Below are 19,628 nucleotides of genomic sequence, written 5' to 3' on the forward strand. Positions count from 1 at the left end.
ATCGATTAATCTTCAGCGATGGACGCTGGCGGCCAGTTTTCTAGGCGCATGCCCAGAGAAAGACCACGTGATGCAAGCACGTCTTTAATCTCTGTAAGAGATTTCTTACCAAGGTTAGGCGTTTTAAGTAGCTCAACCTCAGTGCGCTGTACTAGATCACCGATGTAGTGAATCGCTTCTGCTTTCAGACAGTTAGCAGAGCGAACTGTTAGTTCAAGATCGTCTACAGGACGCAGTAGGATCGGATCGAATTCAGGCTTCTCTTCTTTCTCCTCAGGAACTCGTACATCACGTAGATCTACGAATGCATCCAGTTGTTCAGCAAGAATAGTTGCTGCACGACGGATTGCTTCCTCAGGTTCTAGAGTACCGTTAGTTTCCATATCGATAACGAGTTTGTCCAGGTCAGTACGTTGTTCAACACGTGCTGCATCAACAGAGTAGGCAATTTTGTCTACTGGGCTGAAAGTCGCGTCGACAAGCAGACGACCAATTGGACGCTCGTCTTCTTCGGTATGGATACGCGCAGAAGCTGGAACATAACCACGACCACGTTCAACTTTGATACGCATAGCGATCTCAGCGTTGTCATCAGTTAGGTGACAAATAACGTGTTCAGGGTTTACGATCTCTACATCACCATCATGGGTGATGTCACCTGCAACCACAGGGCCCGAGCCTGATTTGTTTAGCGTAATGAACACTTCATCTTTGCCTTCGGCAACGCGAACAGCCAGACCCTTCAGGTTCAGGAGAATCTCAAGGATATCTTCCTGAACACCTTCTTTGGTGCTGTACTCATGAAGTACGCCTTCAATCTCTACTTCTGTTACGGCACAACCCGGCATAGAAGATAGAAGAATACGGCGAAGTGCATTACCCAGAGTATGGCCGAAACCACGCTCTAATGGCTCAAGAGTTACTTTTGCGTGTGTCGTGCTGATTTGTTCGATATCAACAAGACGTGGCTTAAGAAATTCTGTTACAGAACCCTGCATTGTGTCCTCTCTTTAGTTTAAACCTTACTTAGAGTAAAGCTCGACGATCAATTGTTCGTTGATGTCAGCTGATAGATCTGAACGTTCAGGCAAACGCTTGAAAGTACCTTCCATCGAGCTAGCATCTACTTCAATCCAAGTTGGTTTTTCGCGTTGTTCTGCAACTTCTAGAGCTGCTTTAATGCGAGATTGCTTTTTAGCTTTCTCACGGATTGCAACAACGTCGTTAGCCGCAACATTGAAAGAAGGAACGTTTACAACTTTACCGTTTACTAGGATAGCTTTGTGGCTAACTAGCTGACGTGCTTCTGCGCGAGTTGCGCCAAAGCCCATGCGGTAAACTACGTTATCTAGACGACCTTCAAGAAGCTGAAGTAGGTTCTCACCAGTGTTACCTTTAAGGCGAGCTGCTTCTTTGTAGTAGTTACGGAATTGTTTTTCTAGAACGCCGTAGATACGACGAACTTTTTGCTTCTCACGAAGCTGAACGCCATACTCAGATAGACGACCGCGACGAGCGCCGTGTACACCTGGTGCGTTATCGATTTTACACTTGGTATCAATCGCACGAACGCCTGACTTAAGGAACAAGTCAGTACCTTCGCGGCGGCTAAGCTTCAGCTTAGGACCCAAATATCTTGCCATGATCTTTCTCCAATGTTCCCAGAAACGTTAAACGCGACGTTTCTTAGGTGGACGACAACCGTTATGAGGGATTGGTGTCGCATCAACGATGTTAGTGATACGGAAACCAGCGGCGTTCAGTGCGCGAACAGTAGATTCACGACCTGGACCAGGACCCTTAACCATAACTTCCAGGTTCTTCAGGCCATATTCTTTAGCCATTTCAGCACAACGCTCAGCAGCAACCTGTGCAGCGAACGGAGTTGACTTACGAGAACCACGGAAACCAGAACCACCTGCTGTAGCCCAAGCTAGAGCATTACCTTGACGGTCAGTAATGGTAACGATTGTGTTGTTGAAAGATGCGTGGATATGCGCTACGCCATCAGCAACTTGCTTGCGTACACGCTTACGAGCGCGTGTTGGTTGTTTAGCCATTGTACTCTACCCTTCCCGATTATTTCTTGATCGGCTTACGCGGACCCTTACGGGTGCGAGCATTGGTTTTAGTACGCTGTCCACGTAGTGGTAGACTGCGACGATGACGAAGACCACGGTAGCAACCAAGGTCCATAAGACGCTTGATGTTCATGGAAACTTCACGACGTAGATCACCTTCTACAGTGTATTTAGCTACACCATCACGCAGTTGATTGATCTGATCTTCAGTTAGTTCACTGATCTTAACATGCTCAGCAATACCCACCTCAGCTAGAATAGCTTGAGAGCGAGTTTTACCGATGCCGTAGATCGCAGTCAGTGCGATTACAGCATGTTTCTGATCAGGAATGTTAATGCCAGCTATACGGGCCACTATTCACTCCTAGTACTTTCTATAAAAGAATTAGCCGCAGCAAAGCCCGTAGAGGATACGCTGCGGGATACTACTTCTTTTGCACGCAAAAGGTAGGCCGAGGAATATACTCGACCAACCTTTACTTTTCAAGTAAAAATTTCTGCTTATTAGCCTTGGCGCTGCTTGTGCTTTGGCTCACTGCAAATCACGCGAACGACACCGTTACGCTTGATAACTTTACAGTTACGGCAGATTTTTTTAACGGAAGCACGAACTTTCATTGCTAAACTCCGTAAATCTACTCTGAATGGGCGACCGATTAACGGCCGTAACCCTTCAGATTTGCCTTTTTCAACACAGACTCATATTGATTTGACATCATATGTGTCTGTACCTGTGCCATAAAGTCCATGATTACGACGACTACAATCAGTAGTGATGTACCGCCGAAGTAGAAACGTACGTTCCAAGCGACCATCATGAACTCAGGGATCAGACAGATGAAAGTAATGTATAGCGCACCAGCAAGGGTTAAGCGAGTCATTACTTTATCAATATATTTAGCTGTCTGTTCACCTGGGCGGATACCGGGTACGAATGCACCTGACTTCTTCAAGTTATCTGCTGTTTCACGTGGGTTAAACACCAACGCTGTATAGAAGAAACAGAAGAAAATAATCGCTGCTGCATAAAGCATTACATACAGAGGCTGGCCTGGGCTGAGAGCCAAAGACACATCAGTTAGCCAACCGAATGTGCTGCTCTCACCGTTCTGACCGAACCACTGAGCCAGTGTTCCTGGGAACAGGATAATGCTTGATGCAAAAATCGCAGGGATAACACCCGCCATGTTGATTTTCAACGGCAGGTGCGTGCTCTGCGCTGCAAATACTTTACGACCTTGTTGACGCTTCGCGTAGTTAACGACGATTCGACGCTGACCACGTTCCATGAACACAACGAAGTAAATAACAGCAAACGCAACCACTGCGATTAACAGTAGAAGAAGTACATGCAGTTCACCTTGACGCGCTTGCTCGATTGTTTGTCCGATTGCTTTTGGCAATCCAGCAACAATACCTGCAAAAATTAGCAATGAAATACCATTACCAATTCCTCGCTCTGTAATTTGTTCACCTAACCACATTAGGAACATGGTGCCGGTTACTAAACTCACGGTCGCAATTAGCGTAAACATGGTTTGGTTGATAACAACCAGATTGTCGACCATGTTTGGTAGGCCAGTTGCAATACCAATAGCTTGGAAAGTTGCAAGTACAAGCGTGCCGTAGCGCGTATATTGGCTGATCTTACGACGGCCTGCTTCACCCTCTTTTTTGAGTTCCGCTAACGCTGGATGAACTACAGTCAACAACTGAACAACAATCGACGCCGAAATATACGGCATGATGCCCAGTGCGAATATAGATGCACGCGAAAGTGCACCACCAGAGAACATGTTAAACATTTCAATGATGGTGCCTTTTTGCTGTTCGAACAAATCGGCAAGTACAGCAGCGTCAATACCAGGAATCGGCACAAAAGAGCCTGCTCGGAATACTAAAAGCGCACCCACTACGAATAACAAGCGCGACTTCAGTTCACTTAAGCCGCTCTGAGCACTACGAAAATCTTGTCCTGGTTTCTTAGCCATCTGTACCTCAATCCTCGAGATTATTCCTCGATTTTACCGCCTGCAGCTTCGATTGCAGCTTTAGCGCCTTTAGTCACGCGCAGACCTTTTACAGTCACTGCTTTGGTGATCTCGCCAGAAAGAACAACTTTAACAAACTCGATGTTCTTAGTAACGACGTTAGCCGCTTTCAGGCTGTTCAGATCAACTACGTCACCAGTTACTTTCGCTAGCTCAGCTAGACGAACTTCAGCAGACACTAGGCTCTTACGAGAAGTGAAACCGAATTTAGGTAGACGTTGTTTCAGAGGCATTTGACCGCCTTCAAAACCTGGACGAACTTTACCGCCAGAACGAGACTTTTGACCTTTGTGACCACGGCCACCAGTTTTACCAAGGCCAGAACCGATACCACGGCCCAAACGCTTCTTAGAAGGCTTAGAACCCGCAGCCGGTGCTAGAGTATTCAAAAACATTCTGATTACTCCTCAACTTTAACCATGTAGTAAACCTTGTTGATCATGCCGCGCACGCACGGAGTATCTTCAAGTTCTACTGTGTGGTTGATTTTACGAAGGCCTAGACCGCGCAAAGTAGCTTTGTGCTTAGGCAGGCGACCAATTGAGCTTTTAGTTTGAGTTACTTTAATAGTTGCCATGGTGTTCTTACTCCGAAATAGATTCAACAGTCAGACCACGTTTAGCAGCAACCATTTCAGGTGACTTAACGCTTGCTAGTGCATCGATCGTTGCACGAACGATGTTGATAGGGTTCGTAGAACCGTATGCTTTAGACAGAACGTTGTGTACACCAGCAACTTCAAGTACTGCACGCATCGCACCACCTGCGATTACACCAGTACCTTCTGCAGCAGGCTGCATGTAAACTTTAGAGCCCGAATGGCGACCTTTCACCGGGTGGTGAAGAGTACCTTCGTTCAGAGCGATCGTAGTCATGTTACGACGCGCTTTTTCCATTGCTTTTTGGATCGCTGCAGGTACTTCACGAGCTTTGCCGTAACCGAAACCTACACGACCGTTACCGTCACCAACTACAGTCAGTGCAGTAAAGCTCATGATTCGACCACCTTTAACCGTTTTAGAAACACGGTTAACGGCGATTAGCTTTTCTTGCAAATCATTCGCTTGAACTTGTTGTTCTTTAGCCATCTTTCCAACCCTACCTTAGAATTTCAGACCAGCTTCGCGAGCAGAGTCTGCTAGCGCCGCCACTCGACCGTGGTATTGGAAACCAGAACGATCGAATGCAACTACTGTTACGCCTTTTTCAAGCGCACGCTCAGCAACTGCTTTACCAACTGCTTTCGCTGCATCGATGTTACCAGAATATTTCACTTGCTCACGGATCGCTTTTTCTACAGTAGAAGCTGCTGCGATAACTTCAGAGCCATTAGCTGCAATCACTTGAGCGTACACGTGACGAGGAGTACGGTGTACTACTAGGCGAGTTGCACCCAGTTCTGCAATCTTACGACGTGCACGTGTAGCACGACGGATGCGAGATGCTTTCTTATCCATAGTGTTACCTTACTTCTTCTTAGCTTCTTTAGTACGCACATTTTCATCTGCGTAACGAATACCTTTACCTTTGTATGGTTCAGGCGCGCGGTAAGAACGAATGTCAGCCGCTACTTGACCGATGACTTGTTTATCACAACCAGTCAGAACGATCTCAGTTTGGCTTGGACATTCGGCTTTAACACCCGCTGGCAACTCGTGCTCAACTGGGTGAGAGAAGCCTAGGGTTAGACCTACAGCGTTGCCTTTGATAGCAGCACGGTAACCAACACCTTTAAGAACTAGCTTCTTAGTAAAGCCTTCAGTAACACCAACAACCATGTTGTTTACAAGAGCGCGAGCAGTACCTGCTTGAGCCCATGCATTTTCAACACCGTCGCGAGGGCCGAAAGTTAGCTTGTTTTCTTCTTGTGCGATCACTACGCCATTGTGAACAACGCGAGTTAGTTCACCTTTAGCGCCTTTTACAGTGATCTCTTGGCCGTTTAGTTTCACCTCTACGCCAGCTGGAATAGCGACAGGTGCCTTAGCAACACGAGACATTTTCTACTCCTATTACGCTACGTAAGCGATGATTTCACCACCAAGACCTGCTTTGCGAGCAGCACGGTCTGACATCAGACCTTTGGAAGTGGAAACGACAGCAACACCAAGACCGCCCATCACTGATGGCAGCTCGTCTTTCTTCTTGTAAACACGAAGACCTGGACGAGAAACGCGTTTGATTTGCTCGATTACTGGTTTTGCTTGGAAATACTTAAGAGTAATTTCCAGCTCAGGTTTTGCTTCGCTGTCAACAGCGAAGTCAACGATGTAACCTTCAGCTTTAAGTAGTGCAGCAATTGCAACTTTAAGCTTTGAAGAAGGCATTTTAACAGCAACTTTGTTTGCTGCCTGACCGTTACGAATACGGGTCAGCATATCCGAAATCGGATCTTGCATGCTCATAAACTTTACTCCAAATGATTAAGTGGCAATTACCAGCTAGCCTTACGAAGTCCAGGAATCTCGCCTTTCATGCAAGCTTCACGAACTTTGATACGGCTCAGACCGAACTTACGTAGGTAACCGTGTGGACGACCAGTTTGGTTACAACGGTTGCGCTGACGAGATGCACTTGAATCACGTGGAAGAGATTGCAGTGTCAGAACTGCGTTCCAACGATCTTCTTCGGATGCGTTTACATCGCTGATGGTAGCTTTAAGCGCAGCACGCTTTTCAGCGAACTTAGCTACTAGCTTTGCACGTTTTTCTTCACGTGCTTTCATTGATTGTTTAGCCATAACAGTAACCCTTCACCTTACTTACGGAATGGGAAGTTAAAGGCAGCCAGCAGAGCACGGCCTTCCTCATCGTTTGCAGCAGTAGTCGTGATAGTAATATCAAGACCGCGCACACGATCGACTTTATCGTAGTCGATTTCCGGGAAGATGATTTGCTCGCGAACGCCCATGCTGTAGTTACCGCGACCGTCAAAAGACTTAGCGCTAACACCACGGAAGTCACGTACACGTGGAAGAGCGATCGAAATCAGACGCTCCAGAAAATCCCACATGCGTTCGCCACGCAAGGTTACTTTACAACCAATTGGGTAGCCTTCACGAATTTTGAAACCTGCAACAGATTTACGAGCTTTAGTCACCAATGGTTTTTGACCAGAGATGATAGCCATATCAGCTGCTGCGTTTTCTAGTAGTTTCTTATCGTTGATTGCTTCACCAACGCCCATGTTGAGGGTGATTTTCTCAATTCTAGGGACTTGCATGACGCTTGTGTAACTGAACTGTTTGGTCAGTTCAGCGACTACAGACGACTTGTAGTAATCATGCAGTTTCGCCATAGTAGAACTCCAAATTACTTCTAATTAGTTAGAAACGGTTTCGCCGTTAGACTTGAAGAAACGAACTTTCTTGCCGTCTTCGATACGGAAACCGATACGGTCCGCTTTACCAGTAGCTGCGTTGAAAATTGCAACGTTAGAAACATCGATCGCTGCTTCTTGCTCTACGATACCGCCTTGGATACCTAGTGCAGGAACAGGTTTCTGGTGTTTCTTAACAAGGTTGATACCTTCAACGATAACTTTACCAGTTGCGAGAACCTTAGTTACTTTACCTTTCTTGCCTTTATCTTTACCAGCAAGAACGATTACTTCGTCATTACGACGGATTTTAGCTGCCATTGTATTGCCGCTCCTTACAGAACTTCTGGAGCCAGTGAGACAATCTTCATGAATTTCGCGTTGCGAAGTTCACGAGTCACTGGACCAAAGATACGTGTACCGATAGGTTGCTCAGTGTTGTTGTTCAACAACACACAAGCATTACGGTCGAAGCGAATGACAGAACCGTCTGGACGACGTACGCCTTTACGGGTGCGAACTACCACCGCCTTCAGTACATCACCTTTTTTAACTTTACCGCGAGGAATTGCTTCTTTAACGGTAACTTTGATGATGTCGCCAACGTGGGCGTAACGACGGTGAGAGCCACCCAGAACCTTAATACACATTACGCTGCGAGCGCCTGAGTTATCAGCTGCGTCCAGCATACTTTGCATTTGGATCATGTTAGTGCTCCGCTAAATATTTAAATTAACTAGACCCATCTCGGGTCGGGCTGCCTCTTTAAAGGGACGCGAATTGTATCACCCTTTTTCGAGATTGGGTAGTCAAAAAACAAGCGGCCCCAAAAATAATTGGGGCCGCTTTTTCGTAGGTTTAAGCTAAATTAGATTTTCGCTTTTTCTACTACTTTCACCAATGTCCAAGTCTTAGTCTTGGACAGTGGACGACATTCTGAAATTTCAACTGTGTCGCCAATGCCACACTCGTTGTTTTCGTCATGTGCGTGTACTTTAGTCGTGCGCTTAACGAATTTACCGTAGATAGGGTGCTTTACGAAACGCTCGATAGCAACAGTGATAGACTTATCCATCTTGTCGCTAACAACACGACCTTGTTGGGTACGAATATTGTCGCTCATTATGCGCCCGCCTTCTCAGTCAAAACAGTTTTTACACGTGCGATATCACGGCGTACAGCTTTCAGAGTATGAGTTTGCTGTAGTTGACCAGTTGCAGCTTGCATACGCAAGTTGAACTGCTCTTTAAGCAGATTCAGTAGCTCTGCATTCAGCTCTTCAACGCTTTTTTCGCGTAGATCTAGTGCTTTCATCACATCACCTGTTTAGTTACAAATGTAGTCTTGAATGGCAGTTTACGTGCCGCAAGACGGAACGCTTCACGAGCCAGTTCTTCAGGTACACCATCAACTTCGTACATAACCTTACCAGGTTGGATTTGGGCTACCCAGTACTCAACGTTACCTTTACCCTTACCTTGACGAACTTCTAGTGGTTTTTCTGTGATTGGTTTGTCTGGGAACACACGGATCCAGATTTTACCTTGACGCTTAATGTGACGCGTCATAGCACGACGTGCCGCTTCGATTTGACGAGCAGTTAGACGACCACGGCCAACAGCTTTCAAACCAAAAGAACCGAAGCTTACTTCTGTACCTTTAGCCAGACCACGGTTACGACCTGTATGAACCTTACGGAACTTAGTACGTTTAGGTTGTAGCATCTGTCGACTCCTTACTTACGGCCTTTACGCGGCTTCTTGTTAGGCTTATCAGCCTTTGGCTCTACTGCGTTAGCAGCTGGCATACCGCCCAGAATCTCACCTTTGAAGATCCAAACTTTAACGCCGATTACACCGTATGTGGTGTGAGCCGAAGAAGTTGCGTAATCAATGTCTGCACGTAGAGTGTGTAGAGGCACACGGCCTTCACGGTACCACTCAGAACGTGCGATTTCAGCGCCGCCTAGACGACCGCTTACTTCCACTTTGATACCTTTAGCGCCTAGACGCATGGCATTTTGTACCGCGCGCTTCATAGCACGACGGAACATCACGCGACGCTCTAGTTGAGACGCGATGCTATCAGCCACTAGTTGGCCGTCTAGCTCAGGCTTGCGTACTTCAGCGATGTTAATTTGCGCTGGTACACCTGCGATTTTCGCTACAGCTGTGCGTAGCTTCTCAACGTCTTCACCTTTCTTACCGATAACAACGCCTGGACGAGCAGTGTGAATAGTCACACGGATGCTCTTCGCTGGACGCTCGATAACGATGCGTGAAAGAGACGCTTTTGACAGTTCTTTAGTTAGGAACTGACGTACCTTGAAGTCGCCGTCTAGGTTGTCAGCGAAATCTTTGGTGTTAGCAAACCATGTAGCATTCCAAGGCTTAACGATGCCTAGACGAATACCATTTGGATGTACTTTTTGACCCATTGCTTACTCTCCTAGTCTCTTAGCGATCTGCGACAACCACAGTGATGTGGCTTGAACGCTTCAAGATACGATCCGCACGACCTTTGGCACGAGGCATAATACGCTTCATGACAGGGCCCTCATCTACGAAGATTTTAGCGACACGTAGGTCGTCGATATCAGCACCTTCGTTGTGCTCCGCGTTTGCGATAGCTGACTCAAGAACTTTCTTGATCAGATCAGCAGCTTTTTTGTTGCTGAACGTCAGAACTTCTAGAGCTTGGTCTACTGATTTACCACGAATTAGATCTGCAACTAAGCGAGCTTTCTGAGGCGAAATGCGAGCAAAGTTATGTTTAGCTAATGCTTCCATTATTTACTCCTTAACGCTTCTTAGCTTTCTTATCCGCAGCGTGACCGCGGTAAGTACGAGTTGGTGCAAATTCACCCAGTTTGTGACCGATCATCTCGTCAGTTACAAAAACTGGAACGTGTTGACGACCATTATGGACAGCGATGGTCAAACCGATCATTGTTGGAATGATCATTGAACGACGGGACCAAGTCTTAATAGGCTTTTTGTCTCCGCTTTCCACCGCTTTCTCTACCTTCTTCAGCAAGTGTAGGTCAATAAATGGACCCTTCTTGAGAGAACGTGGCATGGCGATTCCTCTTTAAATAGATTACTTGTTACGACGACGTACGATGTACTTGTCAGTGCGTTTGTTCTTACGGGTTTTGAAGCCTTTAGTAGGCATACCCCAAGGAGAAACAGGGTGACGACCACCAGAAGTACGGCCTTCACCACCACCGTGTGGGTGGTCAACCGGGTTCATTACCACACCGCGAACGGTTGGACGAACACCGCGCCAGCGGCTTGCACCTGCTTTACCCAGTTCACGTAGCATGTGTTCAGCGTTGCCTACTTCACCGATTGTTGCACGGCCTTCAGACAATACTTTACGCATCTCACCAGAACGTAGGCGGATAGTTACATATGAACCGTCGCGAGCAACGATTTGAGCATATGCACCCGCAGAACGAGCTAGCTGTGCACCTTTACCAGGAGTCAGTTCAACACAGTGAACAGTAGAACCCACTGGGATATTGCGCATTGGTAGAGTGTTACCCGCTTTGATCGGTGCATCAACACCAGATTGGATAACGTCACCAGCTTGCATACCTTTTGGTGCAATGATGTAACGACGCTCACCGTCTGCGTACAGAACTAGAGCAATGTTTGCGCTACGGTTTGGATCGTATTCTAGACGCTCAACTTTCGCTGGAACGCCGTCTTTAGTGCGTTTAAAGTCGATTACACGGTAGTGTTGTTTGTGACCACCACCGATGTGACGTACAGTGATACGACCGTTGTTGTTACGACCGCCATTCTTAGAGTTTTTCTCTAGAAGTGGTGCGTAAGGCTTACCTTTGTGTAGGTCAGCGTTAACAACTTTAACTACGTGACGACGACCAGCCGAAGTCGGCTTACATTTAACAATAGCCATTTTTCAACTACTCCTGTTATTCCGCGCCGCCAACAAAGTCAAGATCTTGACCTTCTTTCAAAGTTACGTACGCTTTCTTCACGTCTGAACGACGGCCTTGGCGTAGACCTTGACGCTTGGTCTTACCCTTAATGATAAGAGTATTTACAGACTTAACTTCAACTTCAAATAGCTTTTCTACAGCTGCTTTGATCTCTTTCTTAGTTGCATCTTGTGCTACTTTGAAAACGATAGTGTTCGCTTTCTCTGCAGCCATAGTTGCTTTTTCAGAGATGTGCGGTGCACGTAGAACTTTTAGTAGACGCTCTTCACGGATCATGCCAGCATCTCCTCAACTTGCTTAACTGCAGCAGCAGTCATAAGAACCTTGTCAAATGCGATTAGGCTTACTGGGTCGATACCAGAAACGTCACGCACGTCAACTTTGTACAGGTTACGAGCAGCTAAGAATAGATTCTCGTCTACTTCGCCAGTAACGATTAGTACATCGTTAAGCTCAAGTTCTTTAAGCTTAGCTACTAGCTCTTTAGTTTTTGGTGCTTCAACTGAGAATTCTTCAACAACGATTAGACGCTCTTGACGAACTAGCTCAGACAGAATGCTCTTCATAGCACCGCGGTACATTTTCTTGTTTACTTTTTGGCTGTGATCTTGTGGTTTCGCAGCAAAAGTAACACCACCTGTACGCCAGATTGGGCTACGAATTGTACCAGCACGTGCACGGCCAGTACCTTTTTGACGCCATGGCTTAGCGCCACCGCCAGAAACTTCTGAACGTGTCTTTTGAGCACGAGTACCTTGACGAGCACCTGCTGCGTACGCAACAACTACTTGGTGTACAAGAGCTTCGTTGAACTCACGTCCGAAAGTAGTTTCGGAAACAGTTAGTGCGTTAGCACCTTTAACCATCAATTCCATTACTTACTCCTAGACGTTATGCTTTAACAGCTGGTTTAACGATCACGTTACCGCCAGTTGCGCCAGGGACTGCACCTTTAATCAGAAGCAGATTGCGCTCAGCGTCAACACGTACGATCTCTAGGTTTTGAGTCGTTACACGCTCAGCACCCATGTGACCTGCCATCTTCTTGCCTTTAAACACGCGGCCTGGAGTCTGACATTGACCGATAGAACCAGGAGCACGGTGAGACAATGAGTTACCGTGAGTCATATCTTGAGTACGGAAGTTCCAACGCTTAACAGCGCCTTGGAAACCTTTACCCTTCGATGTACCAGTAACGTCTACTTTCTTAGTTTCGTTGAACAGTTCAACAGTCAGTTCTGAACCAACTTCAAACTCTTCACCGTTTTCCAAACGGAATTCCCAAAGACCGCGACCAGCTTCAACACCAGCTTTAGCAAAGTGACCTGCTTCAGCTTTGTTTACACGGTTAGCTTTCTTAGAACCAGCAGTTACCTGGATTGCAGCGTAGCCGTCAGTTTCAAGAGTTTTCACTTGAGAAACGCGGTTTGCTTCAACTTCAACAACAGTTACTGGAATAGAAACGCCGTCTTCAGTAAATACGCGGGTCATGCCCACTTTACGACCGATTAGACCAATCATTCTTCTAATCTCCCTTAACCTAGGCTAATTTGTACGTCAACGCCCGCAGCAAGGTCTAGACGCATCAGAGCATCAACAGTTTTGTCTGTTGGCTCAACGATGTCGATTAGACGTTTGTGAGTACGGATTTCGTACTGGTCACGAGCATCTTTGTTAACGTGTGGAGAGATAAGAACTGTGAAACGCTCTTTACGAGTTGGCAGTGGGATTGGACCACGAACCTGTGCGCCAGTGCGCTTAGCTGTTTCAACGATTTCCGCGGTAGAAGCGTCGATCAGTTTGTAATCGAATGCTTTTAGGCGGATACGGATACGTTGGTTCTGCATGAGACAGAGCTCCAATATTAAAAAATTACACAAACAATATCGCCACTCAAACTCGTCGAGACGAGAGAATGCCGATTGATTTATGTGAAACCGTAGCATCCAAGATTAGGACGCATTGTCAGCTAATAGGTGATTAACCTGAACTATCATAACGATAGTGAAAGCTAAATTTTTATTAACTGCGAACATAAGCTGAGTTTACATTACCTAACGAATCGTAAGATTCATCAGCTCCTCGCTGCTCATTGGTTCACAACTGGCTTAACCAGTGCGCTGCATTATACAGATCACATGTTTTCATGCAAGTAGTGTTTGAAAAATAATCGCCTCTCGAATTAAGCGGCTGATTGTTGGTTGAACGCGGGCAATAAAAAACGCAGGCAAATTGCCTGCGTTTTGGATTCATACGTCGAATGGCTTATGCCAATGAACGCTGACGCACCGCTTCAAACAAACAGATGCCGGTGGCGACCGAAACGTTGAGGCTCGAGACGCTACCCGCCATTGGGATCTTGATCAGGTCATCACAGGTTTCACGCGTGAGGCGGCGCATGCCATCCCCTTCCGCTCCCATGACAATCGCCAAAGGCCCAGTCAGTTTGCTTTGGTAAATATCGTGTGTCGCTTCACCCGCCGTACCGACAAACCAGATGCCCTTTTCTTGCAGCGCACGCATGGTACGAGCCAGATTGGTCACGCGAACCAGTGGCACGGTTTCGGCCGCGCCACACGCCACTTTGCTGACCGTGGCCGTCATTGGCGCAGATTTGTCTTTCGGCACGATAACCGCCGCCACGCCCGCAGCGTCTGCATTACGCAAACATGCACCGAGGTTATGAGGGTCAGTCACACCGTCCAGCACCAACAGCAAAGGCTGAGGATGCTGAGCCAGGATGTCGTCCAAGTCGTTTTCATTCAGTTGTTTCGCCGGTTTCACTTTGGCAATCACGCCTTGGTGATTGGCCCCTTGCGCTTTGTCATCCAGCGCTTTGCGGTGCATTTCCTGAATCGAAATCCCCAAACGTGCCAGTTCATTCAGAACCGGCAACAGTCGGTCATCCTGACGACCTTTCAGTACATAGGCTTCCACAAAACGAGCGGGATCGCGCTCAAGAACTGCGTTCACCGCGTGGATGCCATAAATAAATTCGTTACTCATTGTTTACCTATTGTTTTTTCGCTCGCGCTTTGCCAGCTTTACTGCGAGCTTTTTGCTTACGCGCTTTTTCGGCTTTGGTCTTGTTGTGTTTTGGCCCTCGGGCAGCCCCCGGTTCATCCGGACGCTTGGTTGGCTCGACCAAAGGCACCGCTTTACCACCACGGGTCGCCGCTTGTTTTTTACCTTTGGCTTTGGCTTTCGCATCCGCCGCGCGTTTCTTCGCCGTTTTGCCTTCGCCGCGTAGCTTACGACTAGTTTCGACTAATTCAAAGTCTATTTGACGATCATCCAAGTTCACCGCCAGCACTTTCACTTTGACCACATCGCCCAAGCGGTAAATTGCCCCAAACGATTCGCCAATCAGGCGTTGACCAATTGGGTCAAACTGGTAGTAGTCGTTTGCCAGCGTCGAGATGTGCACCAGACCATCGATGTGCAGTTCCGTGAGACGGACAAAGAACCCAAATCCGGTGACATTGGCAATCACCCCTTCCAGCTCTTCTCCCACGTGATCTTGCATGTATTCACATTTCAGCCAGTCCGACACTTCGCGCGTGGCATCATCGGCGCGGCGCTCGGTCATCGAACATTGTTCGCCGTAGTAATCCATGTCATCAAACGAGTAATGATAGCCACCAGTCGGCGTCCAACGATCTTGGTTACGGCCTTCTTCTTTGGCAATCAGGTACTTGATGGCGCGGTGCAACAGCAAATCCGGGTAGCGACGAATAGGCGACGTAAAGTGCGCATAACGTTGCAGCGCCAAACCAAAGTGGCCAGCGTTGTCTGCGTTGTACACTGCCTGTTTCATCGAACGCAGCAGCATGGTTTGAATCAGCTCTTTGTCCGGACGCTCACCCACTTGGCTCATCAAGTGCGCATAATCAGTCGGGGACGGTTCCAGACCGCCGCCCAGATCTAGGCCGAGTTCGCCGAGGAAATCACGGAAGCCCATCAAGCGCTCTTCACCCGGTGCTTCATGAATTCGGTACAGCGACGGCTCTTTGGCTTTTTCTACCAAGGACGCCGAGGCGATGTTGGCCATGATCATGCACTCTTCAATCAGTTTGTGTGCATCATTGCGAATCAATGGTTCAATGCTCTCGATTTTACGTTGCGCATTGAAAATAAATTTGGTTTCTACGGTTTCGAATTCAATCGCACCCCGTTGCTCACGCGCACCTTTCAGCACTTTATACATGCGGTGCAACTCTTCGAGGTGGGGAACCAGTTCGCGATAACGCTCACGGAGCTCTTCGTCACCTTCCAAAATGTCGTGCACTTTGTTGTAGGTCAGGCGAGCATGGGAGTTCATGACCGCTTCGTAATGTTTGTAGCCCGACAGTTTGCCTTTATCTGAGATGGTCATCTCGCACACCATACACAGGCGATCCACCTGCGGGTTGAGCGAACACAGACCGTTGGACAGCACTTCCGGTAACATCGGCACCACTTGGGATGGGAAGTAGACAGAGTTGCCGCGGTTAATGGCTTCTTTATCCAGCGCACTGTTTGGGCGCACGTAATAACTTACGTCGGCAATCGCCACCCATAAGCGCCAGCCGCCACCTTTTTTGGCTTCACAGAACACGGCGTCATCGAAGTCGCGTGCGTCTTCACCATCGATGGTCACCAACGGCAGCGCACGTAAGTCAACACGGCCTTGTTTGGCTTCTTCTGGAACCTCTTCGCCCAGCCCAGTGATCTGTTGCTCCACTTCTTGTGGCCACACATGCGGGATCTGGTGCGTACGAATCGCAATTTGGGTTTCCATGCCCGGCGCCATGTTTTCGCCCAGCACTTCGACCACTTTCCCCATCATGCCGCGGTTGCGCCCGCCCCGATCGGTGATTTCAATCACCACCACGTTGCCCATGCGAGCCCCGCCGCGCAGATCATTCGGGATCAAGATGTCTTGATGAATGCGTGAATCGTCTGGCACCACGTATGAGTACCCGTATTCAAAGAAGAAACGACCGACGATTTGCGTCTGACGCTCTTCCAACACGCGGACCAGACGCCCCTCTTTTCTGCCGCGTTTATCGGTACCGGTTGGTTGCACCAAAACCAGATCGCCATGAATGATGGTCCGCATCTGGTGATGAGGAAGTAGAATATCGTTGTCTTTATTATTGCTGCCTTCTGGGCGCACCCAGCCGTGACCGTCTTTATGACCAATCACATAACCTTTCACCATTTCCAGTTTTTCTGGCAATGCGTAACACTGACGGCGCGTAAAGACGAGCTGGCCATCACGCTCCATCGCACGCAAGCGGCGGCGCAGACCTTCGTATTGTTCTTCACCATTCAGCTCCAAGGCTTCAAACAGATCATTACGGTTCATTGGCACATTGGCCTTCGTCAGGAATTCAATGATGTATTCACGACTTGGAATCGGGTTGTCGTAGTTATCAGCTTCACGATCCGCAAACGGATCAACGTGGGTGGTGTCAGACATAGGCAGACCTGCTTATTTAGGTAGGGGATTACAGTATATCCTACCGAGTTCCTAACCTTAAGGGTTAATACGAATATCCTGAACAACATCACCAAACGACAAGATGTGACATCGCTCGAATAATTCGTTACATTGTGCACGTTTTTTCCCCCATTTGTTTACCCCGTCAGGGAACCCATTTTTTATGCGATTCACGATTCGACAAAACGTTCGTTGGTTATTGTGCCAATTTATTTTGAACATTGTTTTATTATCTGGTTTAGGTTTACCGTACCTGACATGGATGACGCCCCCCGACCATGATGTCGTGGCACACTTGTACTTGGTGACCACTCAAATCGGCTGGTTCGGCCTGTTTGCTGTCGTCATTTTGTTTGCCATGCTACTTCTGAGTTGGCTGCCTTGCCGTGTCTTACGCATATTGGCCACCTTCGTGACTTGGCTGGGGTCGGTGCTGCTGATGATTGATGTGGCGGTGTATCAGCAATATCGCTTCCATCTCAGTGGTTTCATTTGGGAACTGTTGATTGAAGGGGGCGACGAGGTCATCTCACTCTCTTGGTACACCCTGTTGATGGCGACGCTGCAAGTGCTTGCTGTCGCCATTGCGTGCACGGCGATTGCCCTGCTCAGCACTCGCCTCGCCAAACGTCACTTGCGTTGGGCGACTTATGCCGGCGGGGTATGGCTGGCAGCGTTGTTGGTCAGCCAATCCATTCACATGTGGCGCGATGCCAACTACGATACCACCGTACCGAGCTACAGCGTGCATTGGCCGCTGTATTACCCTCTGACCGCCAAACGCTTTTTCCATCGTTTCGGCTGGGTGGATACGCAGGCCGTGCGAGAACAAAGCTTGAACATGAGCCGACCAAGCAACTCCCATCTGAATTATCCGTTGCATCCGCTGGTCATTGAGCCGCCGCACGAGCAACCCAACATTCTGTTCATCGCCATTGATACGTGGCGTTATGACGATGCCAACTCAGAGGTGACGCCAAACATCGCTCAGTTTGCCCAACGCTCGCTGCGTTTTGAGCAACACATCAGTGGCGGCAACTCGACGCAAGCCGGTATATTTAGCCTGTTTTACGGTTTGCCAGCGACCTATTGGGAGGCCTTTCACGCAGCCCAAAAGCGCCCGGCGATGATGAAAACACTGGCAGCACTCAACTATCAGTTTGCCATTTACGCATCGGCGCCGCTCAACAGCCCGCCGTTTGATCGCACCGTTTTTCGCGGCATCGACCATCTGCGCGTCGACACACCGGCCGACCGTTCGACCGATCGCGACCGTCGGATCACTGATGACTTTGTTGACTTCCTCGCTCAGCGAGACACTCAGCAGCCATATTTTGGTTTTCTGTTCTACGATTCAGCGCATGCGACCGAATTTCCGGCCGACATGACGCCGCGTTTTACCCCATCTTGGAGCCGTGTCGATCACATCAAGCTCAATAACGACTTCGATCCTGAGCCGTATCGAAACCGCTACCGCAATGCGCTGTATTACATTGATGGCCAAATTGAACGCGTGTTAAGTGCCGTGGAAGCGCAAGGCGGTTTAGACAACACCATCATCGTGATTACCTCCGACCACGGTCAGGAGTTTAACGACAATCATCAGAACTATTGGGGGCATGGCAGTAACTACAGCATGGCGCAAATTCATGTTCCGCTGTACATCTATGTGCCGGGCGAAGCACCGGAAGAGATTGACTGGAAAACGACACACTTGGATATTGCCCCAACCTTTATGCATCGTGTGCTCGGCGTCCAAAACCCAACGGACGACTATTCGGTGGGGTACGATTTACTGAACACACAACGTGATCGAGAATGGTTGATTGTGGGCAGTTATTTCAACTATGCGCTGGTTGCCGATGATGAAATTATGGTGACCTACCCCAGTGGCGCGGTTCAAACCATGACGCCGCAATTGGAGCCCAAGGCACTTCGCTCACTGAGCAGTGGCGATCTGATGCAGGCGTTGAAGCAGATGAATCGATTTTTGAATTGATGGCAGGAATCAGGTGATGACGACCTTTGGTAACGGACGGGTATGAGTGCCCGTTACCAAAAGGTGCCGCGACGCTTAGCGCGCGCGATGATGTTTTCCGGCATGCGTTGCTCCAAACCTTGGCGCAAAATCGCAATGCGGTTATGCGTACGTTTGTCGGCGGTCACGGAGTTATACAGCCAACGATAAGCATCTTCGTAATCCAGCGGGCTACCGTAATCACGCAGCAGCAGTTCGGCCAGCTGAATTCGCGCATTCAAGTTGCCCATGGCGGCCGCTTCTCGCAGATAAGGGATCGCGCGCTCTTTATCTTGTTGCACCAAGGTGCCACGCGAATAATAACGCCCAAGCTGCTCCAGCGCTTCCGGCAGGCCTTGATGCGCCGCGTTCTCCATGTAGTAAAGCCCCAGCTCCACGTCTTGGTTCACACACACGCCCCACGCCAGCATGTCGCCATACAGAAACTCGTACGACGGCAAGTTGATACGCGTGGCACGCGCAACAATGTCTTCCACCAACTGGCAATTGTCTGCTTTCACACGCTCAAGGTGTTTGTTTTCTGCAATTAATTTAATCAGCTCTGCTTCTGAATAGATCGGCACGGGTTCTCCGACTTCGGTCACGTTGGCGTAACTAAAAGCCGAATGCAATGCGAACACTAAAGAAGCAGCTACCGTACGTAGCTTCATACCTGCACTCTTCGTTGACTCCGATAGCCATAACAGTA

General features: G+C 48.4%; 31 protein-coding genes. 1 reads left to right on the forward strand and 30 read right to left on the reverse strand.

Annotation, left to right across the window (positions count from 1 at the left end; genetic code table 11):
• Positions 1-5 precede the first annotated feature (5 nt).
• The 29 genes from ACS18Q_RS13120 to rnr all read right to left on the reverse strand — a co-directional run bounded on the left by ACS18Q_RS13120 (position 6) and on the right by rnr (position 16,881).
• Entirely contained in the window at positions 6-998 is a 993-nt protein-coding gene (locus ACS18Q_RS13120; protein ID WP_004728619.1) for a DNA-directed RNA polymerase subunit alpha, read from the reverse strand.
• A gap of 24 nt (positions 999-1,022) precedes the next feature.
• Positions 1,023-1,643 carry a 30S ribosomal protein S4 gene (rpsD, locus tag ACS18Q_RS13125; RefSeq protein WP_014204361.1) on the reverse strand — a complete coding sequence of 207 codons (621 nt, stop codon included), beginning with the start codon at positions 1,641-1,643 and terminating at the stop codon, positions 1,023-1,025.
• A 27-nt stretch (positions 1,644-1,670) separates the two neighbouring features.
• Positions 1,671-2,060, reverse strand: coding sequence for a 30S ribosomal protein S11 (gene rpsK / locus ACS18Q_RS13130; protein ID WP_001118870.1), 390 nt, complete (start codon positions 2,058-2,060; stop codon positions 1,671-1,673).
• 19 nt (positions 2,061-2,079) lie between these two features.
• Complete coding sequence (gene rpsM, locus ACS18Q_RS13135; RefSeq protein ID WP_004728617.1) at positions 2,080-2,436, reverse strand: 30S ribosomal protein S13; 357 nt, start codon at positions 2,434-2,436, stop codon at positions 2,080-2,082.
• Between the two features lie 149 nt (positions 2,437-2,585).
• Positions 2,586-2,699: a 50S ribosomal protein L36 gene (gene rpmJ / locus ACS18Q_RS13140; protein ID WP_000868186.1), complete on the reverse strand. Its 114-nt coding sequence runs from the start codon at positions 2,697-2,699 to the stop codon at positions 2,586-2,588.
• A gap of 38 nt (positions 2,700-2,737) precedes the next feature.
• A complete protein-coding gene (gene secY / locus ACS18Q_RS13145) occupies positions 2,738-4,072 on the reverse strand; it encodes a preprotein translocase subunit SecY (RefSeq protein WP_004728616.1) in 1,335 nt (444 codons plus the stop codon).
• A gap of 20 nt (positions 4,073-4,092) precedes the next feature.
• Positions 4,093-4,527 carry a 50S ribosomal protein L15 gene (gene rplO, locus ACS18Q_RS13150; RefSeq protein ID WP_004728615.1) on the reverse strand — a complete coding sequence of 145 codons (435 nt, stop codon included), beginning with the start codon at positions 4,525-4,527 and terminating at the stop codon, positions 4,093-4,095.
• Positions 4,528-4,532: 5 nt separating this feature from the next.
• On the reverse strand, positions 4,533-4,709 hold the full coding sequence (rpmD, locus tag ACS18Q_RS13155; RefSeq protein ID WP_000201159.1) for a 50S ribosomal protein L30: 177 nt from the start codon (positions 4,707-4,709) through the stop codon (positions 4,533-4,535).
• Positions 4,710-4,716: 7 nt separating this feature from the next.
• A complete protein-coding gene (gene rpsE, locus ACS18Q_RS13160; protein ID WP_004728614.1) occupies positions 4,717-5,220 on the reverse strand; it encodes a 30S ribosomal protein S5 in 504 nt (167 codons plus the stop codon).
• Positions 5,221-5,235: 15 nt separating this feature from the next.
• Positions 5,236-5,589, reverse strand: a complete 354-nt coding sequence (gene rplR / locus ACS18Q_RS13165) for a 50S ribosomal protein L18 (protein ID WP_004728613.1) — start codon at positions 5,587-5,589, stop codon at positions 5,236-5,238.
• Between the two features lie 9 nt (positions 5,590-5,598).
• Positions 5,599-6,132 (reverse strand): 50S ribosomal protein L6, encoded by a 534-nt coding sequence (gene rplF / locus ACS18Q_RS13170; protein ID WP_004728612.1) that lies wholly within the window; start codon positions 6,130-6,132, stop codon positions 5,599-5,601.
• Positions 6,133-6,144: 12 nt separating this feature from the next.
• On the reverse strand, positions 6,145-6,537 hold the full coding sequence (gene rpsH / locus ACS18Q_RS13175; RefSeq protein WP_004728611.1) for a 30S ribosomal protein S8: 393 nt from the start codon (positions 6,535-6,537) through the stop codon (positions 6,145-6,147).
• A gap of 29 nt (positions 6,538-6,566) precedes the next feature.
• Positions 6,567-6,872 (reverse strand): 30S ribosomal protein S14, encoded by a 306-nt coding sequence (gene rpsN, locus ACS18Q_RS13180; protein WP_004728610.1) that lies wholly within the window; start codon positions 6,870-6,872, stop codon positions 6,567-6,569.
• Between the two features lie 17 nt (positions 6,873-6,889).
• A complete protein-coding gene (rplE, locus tag ACS18Q_RS13185; protein ID WP_004728609.1) occupies positions 6,890-7,429 on the reverse strand; it encodes a 50S ribosomal protein L5 in 540 nt (179 codons plus the stop codon).
• A 24-nt stretch (positions 7,430-7,453) separates the two neighbouring features.
• Positions 7,454-7,771: a 50S ribosomal protein L24 gene (rplX, locus tag ACS18Q_RS13190; RefSeq protein WP_004728608.1), complete on the reverse strand. Its 318-nt coding sequence runs from the start codon at positions 7,769-7,771 to the stop codon at positions 7,454-7,456.
• A 14-nt stretch (positions 7,772-7,785) separates the two neighbouring features.
• Positions 7,786-8,157 (reverse strand): 50S ribosomal protein L14, encoded by a 372-nt coding sequence (gene rplN, locus ACS18Q_RS13195; protein WP_004394532.1) that lies wholly within the window; start codon positions 8,155-8,157, stop codon positions 7,786-7,788.
• A 161-nt stretch (positions 8,158-8,318) separates the two neighbouring features.
• The gene (rpsQ, locus tag ACS18Q_RS13200) at positions 8,319-8,573 is read right to left on the reverse strand and encodes a 30S ribosomal protein S17 (RefSeq protein WP_004728607.1); all 255 of its coding nucleotides are present in this window, start codon (positions 8,571-8,573) and stop codon (positions 8,319-8,321) included.
• Complete coding sequence (rpmC, locus tag ACS18Q_RS13205) at positions 8,573-8,764, reverse strand: 50S ribosomal protein L29 (protein WP_004728606.1); 192 nt, start codon at positions 8,762-8,764, stop codon at positions 8,573-8,575. Before rpmC ends, rpsQ begins: the two co-directional genes overlap by 1 nt.
• On the reverse strand, positions 8,764-9,174 hold the full coding sequence (gene rplP / locus ACS18Q_RS13210; protein WP_004728605.1) for a 50S ribosomal protein L16: 411 nt from the start codon (positions 9,172-9,174) through the stop codon (positions 8,764-8,766). The genes rpmC and rplP overlap by 1 nt, the downstream gene beginning before the upstream one ends.
• An 11-nt stretch (positions 9,175-9,185) precedes the next feature.
• The gene (rpsC, locus tag ACS18Q_RS13215; RefSeq protein ID WP_004728604.1) at positions 9,186-9,887 is read right to left on the reverse strand and encodes a 30S ribosomal protein S3; all 702 of its coding nucleotides are present in this window, start codon (positions 9,885-9,887) and stop codon (positions 9,186-9,188) included.
• 19 nt (positions 9,888-9,906) lie between these two features.
• Positions 9,907-10,239, reverse strand: a complete 333-nt coding sequence (rplV, locus tag ACS18Q_RS13220; protein ID WP_004728603.1) for a 50S ribosomal protein L22 — start codon at positions 10,237-10,239, stop codon at positions 9,907-9,909.
• A 10-nt stretch (positions 10,240-10,249) separates the two neighbouring features.
• The gene (rpsS, locus tag ACS18Q_RS13225; protein ID WP_004394525.1) at positions 10,250-10,528 is read right to left on the reverse strand and encodes a 30S ribosomal protein S19; all 279 of its coding nucleotides are present in this window, start codon (positions 10,526-10,528) and stop codon (positions 10,250-10,252) included.
• Positions 10,529-10,549: 21 nt separating this feature from the next.
• Positions 10,550-11,374 carry a 50S ribosomal protein L2 gene (rplB, locus tag ACS18Q_RS13230; protein ID WP_004728601.1) on the reverse strand — a complete coding sequence of 275 codons (825 nt, stop codon included), beginning with the start codon at positions 11,372-11,374 and terminating at the stop codon, positions 10,550-10,552.
• Between the two features lie 16 nt (positions 11,375-11,390).
• Entirely contained in the window at positions 11,391-11,693 is a 303-nt protein-coding gene (gene rplW, locus ACS18Q_RS13235) for a 50S ribosomal protein L23 (protein WP_004728600.1), read from the reverse strand.
• Positions 11,690-12,292: a 50S ribosomal protein L4 gene (gene rplD / locus ACS18Q_RS13240; RefSeq protein ID WP_004728599.1), complete on the reverse strand. Its 603-nt coding sequence runs from the start codon at positions 12,290-12,292 to the stop codon at positions 11,690-11,692. Before rplD ends, rplW begins: the two co-directional genes overlap by 4 nt.
• 16 nt (positions 12,293-12,308) lie before the next feature.
• Entirely contained in the window at positions 12,309-12,938 is a 630-nt protein-coding gene (rplC, locus tag ACS18Q_RS13245; protein ID WP_004728598.1) for a 50S ribosomal protein L3, read from the reverse strand.
• A gap of 14 nt (positions 12,939-12,952) precedes the next feature.
• Entirely contained in the window at positions 12,953-13,264 is a 312-nt protein-coding gene (rpsJ, locus tag ACS18Q_RS13250; protein WP_001181007.1) for a 30S ribosomal protein S10, read from the reverse strand.
• 418 nt (positions 13,265-13,682) lie between these two features.
• Positions 13,683-14,423, reverse strand: a complete 741-nt coding sequence (gene rlmB / locus ACS18Q_RS13255; protein WP_055465822.1) for a 23S rRNA (guanosine(2251)-2'-O)-methyltransferase RlmB — start codon at positions 14,421-14,423, stop codon at positions 13,683-13,685.
• Positions 14,424-14,430: 7 nt separating this feature from the next.
• The gene (rnr, locus tag ACS18Q_RS13260) at positions 14,431-16,881 is read right to left on the reverse strand and encodes a ribonuclease R (RefSeq protein WP_206981760.1); all 2,451 of its coding nucleotides are present in this window, start codon (positions 16,879-16,881) and stop codon (positions 14,431-14,433) included.
• 184 nt (positions 16,882-17,065) lie between these two features.
• Between rnr and ACS18Q_RS13265 the strand changes: the two genes are divergently transcribed.
• Positions 17,066-18,901: a DUF3413 domain-containing protein gene (locus tag ACS18Q_RS13265; RefSeq protein WP_441257151.1), complete on the forward strand. Its 1,836-nt coding sequence runs from the start codon at positions 17,066-17,068 to the stop codon at positions 18,899-18,901.
• Between the two features lie 53 nt (positions 18,902-18,954).
• On the opposite strand, the gene motX is transcribed toward ACS18Q_RS13265, so the two are convergent.
• Entirely contained in the window at positions 18,955-19,590 is a 636-nt protein-coding gene (gene motX, locus ACS18Q_RS13270) for a flagellar protein MotX (RefSeq protein WP_014204354.1), read from the reverse strand.
• Positions 19,591-19,628 lie beyond the last annotated feature (38 nt).

Source organism: Vibrio sp. Vf1514 (assembly GCF_052076135.1).
GTDB classification, from domain to species: Bacteria; Pseudomonadota; Gammaproteobacteria; order Enterobacterales; family Vibrionaceae; genus Vibrio; species Vibrio furnissii.

Excerpts from the sequence above, each read along its gene's own strand:
- rplC (WP_004728598.1), bottom strand. The coding sequence starts at position 12,938 with ATGATTGGTCTAATCGGTCGTAAAGTGGGCATGACCCGCGTATTTACT.
- rplO (WP_004728615.1), bottom strand. The coding sequence starts at position 4,527 with ATGTTTTTGAATACTCTAGCACCGGCTGCGGGTTCTAAGCCTTCTAAG.
- motX (WP_014204354.1), bottom strand. The coding sequence starts at position 19,590 with ATGAAGCTACGTACGGTAGCTGCTTCTTTAGTGTTCGCATTGCATTCG.
- rpsK (WP_001118870.1), bottom strand. The coding sequence starts at position 2,060 with ATGGCTAAACAACCAACACGCGCTCGTAAGCGTGTACGCAAGCAAGTT.
- rpsN (WP_004728610.1), bottom strand. The coding sequence starts at position 6,872 with ATGGCTAAACAATCAATGAAAGCACGTGAAGAAAAACGTGCAAAGCTA.
- rplN (WP_004394532.1), bottom strand. The coding sequence starts at position 8,157 with ATGATCCAAATGCAAAGTATGCTGGACGCAGCTGATAACTCAGGCGCT.
- rplD (WP_004728599.1), bottom strand. The coding sequence starts at position 12,292 with ATGGAATTGATGGTTAAAGGTGCTAACGCACTAACTGTTTCCGAAACT.
- ACS18Q_RS13265 (WP_441257151.1), top strand. The coding sequence starts at position 17,066 with ATGCGATTCACGATTCGACAAAACGTTCGTTGGTTATTGTGCCAATTT.
- rpsC (WP_004728604.1), bottom strand. The coding sequence starts at position 9,887 with ATGGGTCAAAAAGTACATCCAAATGGTATTCGTCTAGGCATCGTTAAG.
- rpsD (WP_014204361.1), bottom strand. The coding sequence starts at position 1,643 with ATGGCAAGATATTTGGGTCCTAAGCTGAAGCTTAGCCGCCGCGAAGGT.
- rpsS (WP_004394525.1), bottom strand. The coding sequence starts at position 10,528 with ATGCCACGTTCTCTCAAGAAGGGTCCATTTATTGACCTACACTTGCTG.
- rlmB (WP_055465822.1), bottom strand. The coding sequence starts at position 14,423 with ATGAGTAACGAATTTATTTATGGCATCCACGCGGTGAACGCAGTTCTT.
- rpmD (WP_000201159.1), bottom strand. The coding sequence starts at position 4,709 with ATGGCAACTATTAAAGTAACTCAAACTAAAAGCTCAATTGGTCGCCTG.
- rplR (WP_004728613.1), bottom strand. The coding sequence starts at position 5,589 with ATGGATAAGAAAGCATCTCGCATCCGTCGTGCTACACGTGCACGTCGT.
- rpsE (WP_004728614.1), bottom strand. The coding sequence starts at position 5,220 with ATGGCTAAAGAACAACAAGTTCAAGCGAATGATTTGCAAGAAAAGCTA.
- rpmC (WP_004728606.1), bottom strand. The coding sequence starts at position 8,764 with ATGAAAGCACTAGATCTACGCGAAAAAAGCGTTGAAGAGCTGAATGCA.
- rnr (WP_206981760.1), bottom strand. The coding sequence starts at position 16,881 with ATGTCTGACACCACCCACGTTGATCCGTTTGCGGATCGTGAAGCTGAT.
- rplP (WP_004728605.1), bottom strand. The coding sequence starts at position 9,174 with ATGCTACAACCTAAACGTACTAAGTTCCGTAAGGTTCATACAGGTCGT.
- rpsJ (WP_001181007.1), bottom strand. The coding sequence starts at position 13,264 with ATGCAGAACCAACGTATCCGTATCCGCCTAAAAGCATTCGATTACAAA.
- rplF (WP_004728612.1), bottom strand. The coding sequence starts at position 6,132 with ATGTCTCGTGTTGCTAAGGCACCTGTCGCTATTCCAGCTGGCGTAGAG.
- rplX (WP_004728608.1), bottom strand. The coding sequence starts at position 7,771 with ATGGCAGCTAAAATCCGTCGTAATGACGAAGTAATCGTTCTTGCTGGT.
- rplE (WP_004728609.1), bottom strand. The coding sequence starts at position 7,429 with ATGGCGAAACTGCATGATTACTACAAGTCGTCTGTAGTCGCTGAACTG.
- rplB (WP_004728601.1), bottom strand. The coding sequence starts at position 11,374 with ATGGCTATTGTTAAATGTAAGCCGACTTCGGCTGGTCGTCGTCACGTA.
- rplV (WP_004728603.1), bottom strand. The coding sequence starts at position 10,239 with ATGGAAGCATTAGCTAAACATAACTTTGCTCGCATTTCGCCTCAGAAA.
- rplW (WP_004728600.1), bottom strand. The coding sequence starts at position 11,693 with ATGATCCGTGAAGAGCGTCTACTAAAAGTTCTACGTGCACCGCACATC.
- rpsQ (WP_004728607.1), bottom strand. The coding sequence starts at position 8,573 with ATGAGCGACAATATTCGTACCCAACAAGGTCGTGTTGTTAGCGACAAG.
- secY (WP_004728616.1), bottom strand. The coding sequence starts at position 4,072 with ATGGCTAAGAAACCAGGACAAGATTTTCGTAGTGCTCAGAGCGGCTTA.
- rpsH (WP_004728611.1), bottom strand. The coding sequence starts at position 6,537 with ATGAGCATGCAAGATCCGATTTCGGATATGCTGACCCGTATTCGTAAC.
- rpmJ (WP_000868186.1), bottom strand. The coding sequence starts at position 2,699 with ATGAAAGTTCGTGCTTCCGTTAAAAAAATCTGCCGTAACTGTAAAGTT.
- ACS18Q_RS13120 (WP_004728619.1), bottom strand. The coding sequence starts at position 998 with ATGCAGGGTTCTGTAACAGAATTTCTTAAGCCACGTCTTGTTGATATC.